Below are 9,452 nucleotides of genomic sequence, written 5' to 3'. Positions count from 1 at the left end.
TGTGATTGTGGGTAGTTATGGTCCGTTTACGCTTGGAATGATACTTGGTCTGGTTGCACTTATTTTAATGATACTCACCAACGAAAAGAACAAAAAGAAAATGGACCTGAACATCAAGGAGTTGACCATTATTAATGAACTCGCCCTGATTTTAGGAATCGGTTTGTTGACTATCGGAAACTTTTTGGGTGGTATGTGGGCCAATGAAAGTTGGGGCCGTTATTGGGGCTGGGATCCTAAAGAAACCTGGGCGCTTATCAGTATCATGATTTATGCTTTTGTGGTCCATATGAGGCTCATTCCAGGTTTGCGCAGCAGATGGTGGTACAATGTGATGGCAGTTCTTGCTTTTTCGACGATTATGATGACTTATTTTGGAGTGAATTTCTATTTGGTGGGACTACATTCTTACGCCAGTGGAGACAAGCCAATCACACCGGCCTTTGTATATTATAGTTTGGCTTTTGTTGCAATAATTTCAGCATTGGCTTACTTTAAACATAAAAAATATTACAGTAAAAATTAACGGTTTCCCACTTGCCGATTTACCCTTACCAAAAGGACTTCAACTTTAGGGTCATTTAGGGCTCTGCGGTTTCGGAAGTAGTTTTTAAACATTCTTGAGGTAAACGTTTTGTCGATTGACCAGAGGTATTTGGTGTAATTGGGAAAATATTCTGCTATAATTTTATAGTCAACAATGTTAGTGGAAATAGCTGTTGTGGGATGACTTACTAATTTTTGGTTGATTTCAATGAGTTTTTCCTGAAGTGTTTCCTCTGAAAGTGCATTTAAAAACGGCGGAAGGTAATAACTTGTTTTAAAACCTGCTTTTTCAAAATTTCCCAGAAATTCAGGACTTTGAGATTCGACAATTATTTTACTTTTATCAAGATTGTACTTTTCAGTTAGTTTGAGTAATCTTCTCAAAGAACTTTCCGAATTATTGGATTTCAGGTTTTTAAAATCCAGCCAGATGCCCCCCCTTTTATTTTTATCGTAATGGGAAAAATAAACATCAAGGGTTAAGTTTATAGATGTTGACGGAGGATGATTCACATCAAAAGTTTCAGTTTTTTCATCAAATACAAGGTCGAGTTCAATTCCTGAATAACTACTTTGAGTGAACTCGAGTTTTTCAATACTGTTCACGCGGTGTGCCCATATTTTATCTTTGTGACCCAGATAGTCAAATTTAAATGCCGCATAATGGTAAACAAGCAATATGACAATTGCCAGTAAAATAAGTATTGAAATTTTTGTTAAACTACCTATCATCAAAGTTTATTCTTGAATTTAGCATTCGGTTTCTGTAGCGGAATTGTGCATTAAAAATACTTCTTTCCGGTTGATATTGGTTGAATTTTATCTGGGTTAAGTCTGAAAAACTATGGATTAAATCGTCCAACATATATTTTCTGTCCAGATAGTTGGGTAAAGAATCCATATTTGGATAAAACTCCCTGAATTTTTCAGAAGTCCAAACTAAAAACGGAATTTCATACATTGGGTTAGTGCCATGATATTCACTGTGCCCAACAAAATCAATGTCCTGAAAGACTTCATCACCGTGGTCAGCAAAATACATAACATAGGAGTTTTCATTTCGGGTTCTTACTTTTTCAATAATCGAGCGCACAATAAAGTCATTGTAAACAATCGAATTGTCATAATGATTGATTTGTTCTGTGCTTTTTGCTGAGGGAAATTTTGTTACAGGGGTATCTGTAAAAGTCTCGAAATGTGGAGGATAAGAAAACTTGTATGCCAGATGTGTTCCGTAAAGGTGGATAAAAATCACCTTCTTCTTTTCTTCATATTCTAAAACCTTTTCAAAATAGGGAAAAAGGGCTTCATCATATTCAACTTGGCGATTTGTCAGGGCATTGGTGAAAAATTGCTCTTTTGTTGCTTTACTTATAGTTGTAACAAGTGTTTCATTAATTCCGATAGGTTGTTGGTTTGAAATCCAATAGGTCGAAAAACCTGCAGCATTGGCCAGTTGAACGATACTGCCGCATTGGATTACATCCGGGTTTTCATAATTGGACAATGAAAGTATTTTGTTTAATGAAGAAATGGTGTGGGTGTGCGGTGATATGACATCATTAAAAATGAGCAGTTCATCTTTGATTTCAGAAAGAAGGGGATTCGTATTTCGGTAATAACCATAAAGTCCCATGTTTCTTGCAGAGGTTGACTCTCCAATAATAACAACATAAATTTGCTGATCTTCCTTTGATCTTACATTTTTAATATTTTCATTTTCCGGCTCAACAAGGTTTGTTTGAAAGAGTTCTCTAGCTTCTTGATAGGAAATATAAGCATCTTTTGTCAAAAAAATTATATTGTTATGTTTCAGCTTTAAATCAATAATATAAATGGAGCCTGCTACACAGGAAAACATTAGAAAGTAAATAAAAAAACCTTTTAAATCAAAAGAGGGAAAATAATACCATTTTTTTTCTTTTTTATAAACCAAGAATAGTTGTCTCCAGGCTAGATAAAGAAATGTAAATGTTACAAAAGTCAGTAAAATTAAATATTTGTTATAGTAAGTCGATAAAAACCCTGCAGATTCCGTGCCTGTGGTTTCAAAAATGATATAGAAGGCTGAAACTGTTAGTTTAGATTGATACAAATAATAGAACCCCGTTTTCAAAAATGCAATTACAAATAAGAAAAACGTAGAAAGAAAAAACCAATAAAGCCTGAAAATGCCTCTGGCAATTATTATGCCGATGGCGTAAACAATGCTGATAAATAGAAAAAACTCAACGATTTCCTTTAAAAAATACCTGAGTTGAGTGGTGTAAAAGTAACCTATTATACCAAAAAGTATTAGTGGGAAGTATAAAAGTAAAATAAGGAATATTAAAGATCTTTTGAATTTTGGCATAAAAAAAGGTTTCTGAGATGTAAATATATACATTTCAGAAACCCTGTAAAATACCTTAGATTATATTAATTGTAAACATAATCAGGTTGTTCATCAATCATACGATGATCTTCCTGAATTTGTTCGCTGATGTCAAGCTTTTTATACAGTTGTTTAGTGATTTTCTCCACTTCTTTTTCAGTGATATTGAGCTTTACTGCAATTCTTGCATTGTCCTTACCCTTTGAAATGTACTGAAGAATCTTGGTTTCCAGATTGCTCAAATCGTGAAGGTTGATTAAATTCTCGAGATACAAATCATCAACCATTTGAATATTATCCGGGCTTCTTAACAGCTCGATGCGTCTTAAATATAAACGCATTTCAATTTGCATCAATTCATTTTCTTCTTTAATAGCGCGCATTCTGTACATAATAGCATAAGTAAGTACCAGCATTTCAAGAATTCCGGCTGTTTTTAAATGAACTGGTGTGATACCCAGAAAAGTAATGCCAAATCCTGTCAGCACAAAAAAGTCTACCATTAAAACAAACAATAAACTGTAAGCCACTACATAAAAGCGGGCATATACTTTTTGCTTGAATAATTTTGCTCCCGCAATCAGGTAGTTTAGTAGTACGGCCCATATAAATGCATTTCCAATTGCGGCAAATAACCAATTATCAGTCAGCCAATAACTGATGAACGAAACTACTCCGGCGCTAATTAAACCAAATGTAATCCACTTAAGTTTTGGCATTAAATCATCCAGCTTTAAAAACTTGGTTGCAAAATGGGCAGCAAAGAGAGCTAGGGAAATGTGTAATAACGGTTCAAGGTAGATATTTGTGAATGTGTTGTCATAACCCATCAGCCTGAATAAACCGTCACTGTAAAAGAATGAAAGAGTGAGCATGGTTAAAACAGCACTGTAGTATAAGAATACTTTTTCATCAAATAAGAAGAAGCACATCAGGTTAATAATAATTACCATTATGGCAAAACCATAATAGGAACCTAATTTAAATAAGGTCTGTTGATTTGCCTTTGCAAATTCTTCTTCAGAAGTTATCTGAATAGGAAAATAAGCCTCCTTATCAAAATTGACAAACAAATAAAGTGGAAATTCCTCAAACTCGTCAAGTTGGTAAGAAGGGTATCTTGTGTAGGAAATTTCTTCAATTTGCTTTTTTGACGCTGAAAACAACTTTAAATCGTTTACATGCGCAGAGGGGATGTGGAGTACATTTCCGTTGTTTGAACGTCCGGAAATTTTAAACCAGTAGGCTCCGTTGTCTAAACCAAAATTATTTTTGGTAAAAGGCTTAAAATCAGCATTTTGAATGTTATCGATCTTGTGTTCAAGATGCGTGTCTTTTAAAAATTGAATCGAGTTTTGAGCATATATATTTGAACAAAACAAGATTAAAACACTAAGGTAAATAGTTCTCATAGGTTAAATTTTAATACGGTTTGGGACTACCAATATAAATAAAAAATCACTTTAACCTAAAAAAACTACATTTTATCGATAAAAAGTAAATATTTGTTTTTTTGAAAACTATATATAAATGATGGTTTTGATGATGTAAACACACTATAAATCAGCAATAAAAACCACTTAATATGCTGATAAACAATAAAATAAAAATCCAAAAGATTTTTATTGAACCTTCGGGATTAAAAAATAAGTATAATTAAATATTAACATTTATTTAACCATTTCTTCCGGTTTTACCCATTCATCGAATTCCTCGGCAGTTAGATAACCCAGATTGATGGCTTCTTCTTTTAAGGTGGTTCCGTTTTGATGTGCGGTATTTGCAATTTCAGCAGCTTTGTAATAGCCTATTTTTGGGTTTAAGGCAGTTACAAGCATTAAAGAATTGTTTAATTGTTTTTTGATTACCTCATTGTTGGCTTCAATACCTTTTGCACAATGCATATCAAAAGAATCACAGGCATCTCCAAGCAATTGAGCTGATTGAAGTATGTTTGCAGCCATAACCGGTTTAAATACATTGAGTTCATAATGTCCTTGCATTCCGCCTACAGTTATTGCCATATCATTACCAATCACCTGAGCACAAACCATAGTGAGTGCTTCACACTGAGTGGGATTGACTTTTCCGGGCATGATTGATGAGCCGGGTTCGTTGGCCGGTAAAATCAGTTCGCCAATACCACTGCGGGGTCCGCTGGCCAACATCCTGATGTCGTTGGCTATTTTATTAAGAGATACCGCCAATTGCTTCAAAGCTCCGTGAGTTTCAACAATGGCATCGTGAGCAGCAAGTGCTTCAAATTTATTGTCCGCAGATATAAATGGCAGCCCGGTAAATTTGGCGATGTATTCAGCCACACGTTTTGAATAACCTTTTGGGGTATTGATTCCGGTACCCACAGCTGTTCCCCCCAATGCAATTTCAGAAAGATGCTCAAGTGTATTGTTTAAAGCCTTCAAGCCGTGATCCAATTGCGAAACATAGCCACTAAATTCCTGCCCTAAAGTTAGGGGAGTGGCATCCATTAAATGGGTGCGACCAATTTTGACGATGGTTTTAAATTCTTCAGATTTTTTCTTGAGGGTGTTTCTTAATTGTGTGACCCCGGGAATAGTTACTTCAACCACCTTTTTGTATGCTGCAATGTGCATGGCAGTAGGGAAGGTGTCGTTTGAAGATTGTGATTTGTTGACATCATCATTGGGTTGTAACGTCTTTTCGCCTTCACCAATTTCTTTTCCGGCAAGTTGATGCGCACGATTGGCTATCACCTCGTTGACATTCATGTTGCTTTGGGTACCACTTCCGGTTTGCCAGATAACAAGTGGAAACTGCTCGTTGTGCATCCCTTCCAGGATTTCGTCACACACTTTTGCAATTAAATCCCTTTTTTCTGAAGATAAATCCCCTAATTCTCTATTAGTATATGCTGCAGCTTTTTTAAGGTAGGCAAACCCGTGTATGATTTCCATGGGCATGGATGCCGGAACACCAATTTTAAAATTACTTCTTGAGCGTTCGGTTTGTGCACCCCAAAGTTTATAGGCAGGTACTTTTACCTCGCCCATCGTGTCTTTTTCTATTCTGTATTCCATAATTCCAATCGGATTTTTTAGCTGTACAAAATTACTAAATGCCTTGTTCTTTTCGTGTAAAAATCAAATAAAAAAAGACAACCTTTTGAGTTGTCTTTTTAAGCTTTGTTGAATGTTTTTACGAAAACATAGCCGCCACTTTTTCAGCTTTTGGGTTGTCTTTATAGTCGTAAAAGCCTTCTTTGCTCTTTACGCCCAGTTTTCCGGCCATCACCATATTCACCAGAAGCGGACAAGGGGCATATTTCGGATTTTTGAATCCGTCATACATCACTTCAAGAATGGATAGACAAACATCAAGTCCGATAAAATCCGCAAGTTGCAACGGACCCATCGGGTGGGCCATTCCCAGTTTCATCACGGTATCGATTTCTTCCACACCGGCCACACCGTTGTAAAGCGTTTCAATCGCTTCATTGATCATTGGCATTAAAATACGGTTGGCAACAAACCCGGGATAATCGTTTACCTCGACGGGAACTTTGCCTAGTTTTTTGGAAATTTCAGCAATGGTATTGTAAATTTCGGGTGAAGTGTTGTACCCTTTAATGAGTTCAACCAGCTTCATTATGGGTACCGGGTTCATAAAGTGCATCCCAATCACCTGCTGAGGTCTTGTTGTTGCCGCTGCAATTTTTGTGATGGAAATAGATGAAGTGTTGGTCGCTAAAATGGTGTCATTCGGACAAAACTTATCCAAATCCCTGAAAATTTTCAGTTTTAAATCCACGTTTTCTGTGGCGGCTTCCACAACCAAACTGGCATATTCAACACCTTCTTCCATATTGGTGAAGGTTGAAATATTGCCCAAAGTTTCATTTTTTTGAGCTTCGGTGATTTTTTCTTTGGCAACCATCCTGTCCAGGTTTTTACCAATGGTTGCTAAACCGCGTTTAAGCGATTCCTCAGAAAGATCAATGAGTTGAACTTTATATCCGCTTTGCGCGAAAGTGTGTGCAATGCCGTTTCCCATAGTCCCGGCTCCAATAACTGCTACATTTTTCATAATAATGCCCGCGAAGGCGGGTACCTTTTTTTATTAAACTTCAATTATATTTTTTTAAAATTTTCAAGCACCATCATAGCCACTCTCAAAGCATCTGTACCTTGCTCCAGCGAGACAACGGGTGTGGTGTTGTTGTTGATGGCGTCTGCAAACGAGTTGAGTTCGTCGAGTATGGCGTTGTTAGTATTTACTTTTGGGTTCTCAAAATAGATTTGCTTTTTGATGCCTTCAGCATTTTGGAGTATCATATCAAATTCGCCGGGAGTTTGAGGGGCATCTTTCATTCTCACGACTTCACATTTCTTTTCGAGAAAATCGACCGAGATATAAGCATCACGCTGAAAAAATCGCGATTTGCGCATGTTTTTCAACGAAATGCGGCTGGCGGTCAAATTGGCCACACAACCGTTTTCAAACTCGATACGTGCATTGGCAATATCAGGAGTTTCGCTAATAACTGAAACCCCACTGGCATGAATATTTTTTACTTTTGATTTTACAACGCTTAAAATAGCGTCAATATCATGAATCATCAGATCCAAAACGACAGAAACGTCTGTCCCACGTGGATTGAATTCTGCCAACCTGTGGGTTTCAATAAACATGGGGCGTGTAATCAATTTATTTACAGATGTAAACGCAGGATTAAAGCGCTCCACATGACCCACCTGACCTTTGACTTTGTGTTCATTTGCCAAACGGATTAATTCTTCAGCTTCAGCAACGGTTTGTGTGATGGGCTTTTCGATAAACAAGTGTTTTCCTGCTGTAATTACCATTTTAGCCGTTTCAAAATGATAGACCGTGGGCGTAACTACATCCACCATATCACAGGCGTCAATCAATGCCTCGACCGAATCAAAGGCACGGTAACCAAATTCATCAGCTATTTTTTTTCGTGTGGAAGTGTCAGTGTCATAAAACCCAACAAGCTCATACTTTTCAGATTGTTGCAGCAATTTTAAGTGAATTTTTCCAAGGTGACCGGCACCTACTACTCCGGCTTTTAGCATATTTTTTAGTTTGATGCAAAAATAAGGTTTTTTTGGAAGAATTGGATTTGGATTTAACCAAAGAGTTCGAATTATTTGGTTTCTTAAATTAATTGCTAATTTTGGAGTTAGAAAATATACATTATGAGTAGAAATATAGTTACAGGACTCTTATCAATCTTTTTTTGTTTAATCCCAACAGAAAATTTCAGTCAGGAAAAAATTAAAATTGTTACTGAGAGCCAGGGTTATAATAATCATTTTAATTTAAGTGAATTTTATTTTGTGCATAATATTTTTGCGGATGCTTTCTTTATGACCGACTTATATAAGCAGTTGGATTATGATGAGATGACTTACATCATCAAGGAAATTTTATATAAAATTTCTCCTGAAAATAATGTTTTACTTAGAATTCAACAACAAGAAGGTCCTGAAGCAAGGCTTTTGTTTTATTTTATTGAAGGGACAAAAGACGGTACTATACTGGTTATGCAGACAAATTTTCATAGTGAAAACAGAATGTTTACCGAAAAGATTGATGAAAACAAATCAATTACAAGATGGTATTTTGTTCGTGATGATAAAATAGTATACAGGAAAAATTTATTTTCAGAGGAAACTGAAAAAGAGAAATTGTCACAAAAACCGCATACTATTATAGGATATTATTTATTTGATGATAATCCTGAGAATGACTCAAAAATTTATAATTTAATAGAAAATATTTTAGAAGATGACAAATTTGATGAAGTCAGTAAACTATATGCAAAAATGTATTTGGGAGAATATTATTTAATGCAATCAAATTTTGAAAAAGCAGAAAAAACGGTTAAATCATTAAGTTCTTATTTTGAAGAATATAAAGATAATGGTATTCCAAACCAATATTCACTAATAGTGAATATGGCAGAAACAGAATTTCAAATCTTAACCCGTCTGAAAAATTAAAGAGGACTGAACCTTTCTACAAAAACTTGCAATCCCACTCAAACTTTCCGATTTTTGTAAATATGAAGAAGTGTTTTCGACTCACCAACTCAATGACTCATTAACTCAACAACTATTTTGAAAGACAACCACAGACATCAGGGCAAACGAAAAAATCTCGTAAAAACTATCAAAGCCAAAGGCATTGAAAGTGAAAAAGTATTGGACGCCATCAATAAAATTCCTCGTCATCTATTTATGGATTCCGGTTTTGAAGACCATGCTTATGAGGACAAACCCTTTCCCATTGCAGCCGATCAAACCATTTCGCAACCATACACTGTAGCACGTCAAACTGAATTACTTGAGGTGAACCCCGGAGATAAAATCCTTGAAATTGGTACCGGAAGCGGCTATCAGGCAGCCGTTCTTATAGAAATGGGTGCTCAAGTATATACCATTGAACGCCAAAAGGAATTGTTTAAAAGAGCGTCATTATTTCTGCCCAAACTGGGCTACAGACCCAAAAAAATAGTGTTTGGTGA

9 protein-coding genes are annotated in these 9,452 nt (G+C 35.9%); 3 read left to right on the top strand and 6 right to left on the bottom strand.

Annotation, left to right across the window (positions count from 1 at the left end; genetic code table 11):
* Nucleotides 1-526 (top strand): cytochrome c biogenesis protein CcsA (locus AC6F75_RS05015; protein ID WP_500713850.1); only part of this gene is annotated, 526 nt, incomplete at its 5' end.
* On the opposite strand, the gene AC6F75_RS05010 is transcribed toward AC6F75_RS05015, so the two are convergent.
* From AC6F75_RS05010 to AC6F75_RS04985, 6 genes are all read right to left on the bottom strand, one after another.
* Nucleotides 523-1,278 (bottom strand): FAM151A/B family protein, encoded by a 756-nt coding sequence (locus AC6F75_RS05010; RefSeq protein WP_500713849.1) that lies wholly within the window; start codon nt 1,276-1,278, stop codon nt 523-525. The two genes, AC6F75_RS05015 and AC6F75_RS05010, sit on opposite strands and share 4 nt — an antisense overlap.
* Nucleotides 1,268-2,338 (bottom strand): sulfatase-like hydrolase/transferase, encoded by a 1,071-nt coding sequence (locus AC6F75_RS05005; RefSeq protein ID WP_500713848.1) that lies wholly within the window; start codon nt 2,336-2,338, stop codon nt 1,268-1,270. Before AC6F75_RS05005 ends, AC6F75_RS05010 begins: the two co-directional genes overlap by 11 nt.
* A 626-nt stretch (nt 2,339-2,964) precedes the next feature.
* Entirely contained in the window at nt 2,965-4,332 is a 1,368-nt protein-coding gene (locus AC6F75_RS05000; RefSeq protein ID WP_500713847.1) for a 7TM diverse intracellular signaling domain-containing protein, read from the bottom strand.
* A gap of 258 nt (nt 4,333-4,590) precedes the next feature.
* Complete coding sequence (gene fumC, locus AC6F75_RS04995; RefSeq protein ID WP_500713846.1) at nt 4,591-5,979, bottom strand: class II fumarate hydratase; 1,389 nt, start codon at nt 5,977-5,979, stop codon at nt 4,591-4,593.
* Nucleotides 5,980-6,097: 118 nt separating this feature from the next.
* Complete coding sequence (locus AC6F75_RS04990; RefSeq protein WP_500713845.1) at nt 6,098-6,985, bottom strand: 3-hydroxybutyryl-CoA dehydrogenase; 888 nt, start codon at nt 6,983-6,985, stop codon at nt 6,098-6,100.
* 44 nt (nt 6,986-7,029) lie between these two features.
* Nucleotides 7,030-7,998: a Gfo/Idh/MocA family oxidoreductase gene (locus tag AC6F75_RS04985; protein WP_500713844.1), complete on the bottom strand. Its 969-nt coding sequence runs from the start codon at nt 7,996-7,998 to the stop codon at nt 7,030-7,032.
* Nucleotides 7,999-8,121: 123 nt separating this feature from the next.
* Between AC6F75_RS04985 and AC6F75_RS04980 the strand changes: the two genes are divergently transcribed.
* On the top strand, nt 8,122-8,928 hold the full coding sequence (locus AC6F75_RS04980; protein ID WP_500713843.1) for a hypothetical protein: 807 nt from the start codon (nt 8,122-8,124) through the stop codon (nt 8,926-8,928).
* A gap of 117 nt (nt 8,929-9,045) precedes the next feature.
* On the top strand, nt 9,046-9,452 hold a 407-nt coding region (locus AC6F75_RS04975; RefSeq protein ID WP_500713842.1), incomplete at its 3' end, for a protein-L-isoaspartate O-methyltransferase family protein.

The sequence above is a fragment of the Planktosalinus sp. genome (genome assembly GCF_059864935.1).
This window is presented reverse-complemented; position numbering and strand designations above follow the sequence as displayed.

Bases quoted from the DNA above. Each gene is read 5' to 3' on its own strand.
- AC6F75_RS04980 (WP_500713843.1), top strand. From the start codon at position 8,122: ATGAGTAGAAATATAGTTACAGGACTCTTATCAATCTTTTTTTGTTTA.
- AC6F75_RS04985 (WP_500713844.1), bottom strand. From the start codon at position 7,998: ATGCTAAAAGCCGGAGTAGTAGGTGCCGGTCACCTTGGAAAAATTCAC.
- AC6F75_RS05000 (WP_500713847.1), bottom strand. From the start codon at position 4,332: ATGAGAACTATTTACCTTAGTGTTTTAATCTTGTTTTGTTCAAATATA.
- fumC (WP_500713846.1), bottom strand. From the start codon at position 5,979: ATGGAATACAGAATAGAAAAAGACACGATGGGCGAGGTAAAAGTACCT.
- AC6F75_RS04990 (WP_500713845.1), bottom strand. From the start codon at position 6,985: ATGAAAAATGTAGCAGTTATTGGAGCCGGGACTATGGGAAACGGCATT.
- AC6F75_RS05010 (WP_500713849.1), bottom strand. From the start codon at position 1,278: ATGATAGGTAGTTTAACAAAAATTTCAATACTTATTTTACTGGCAATT.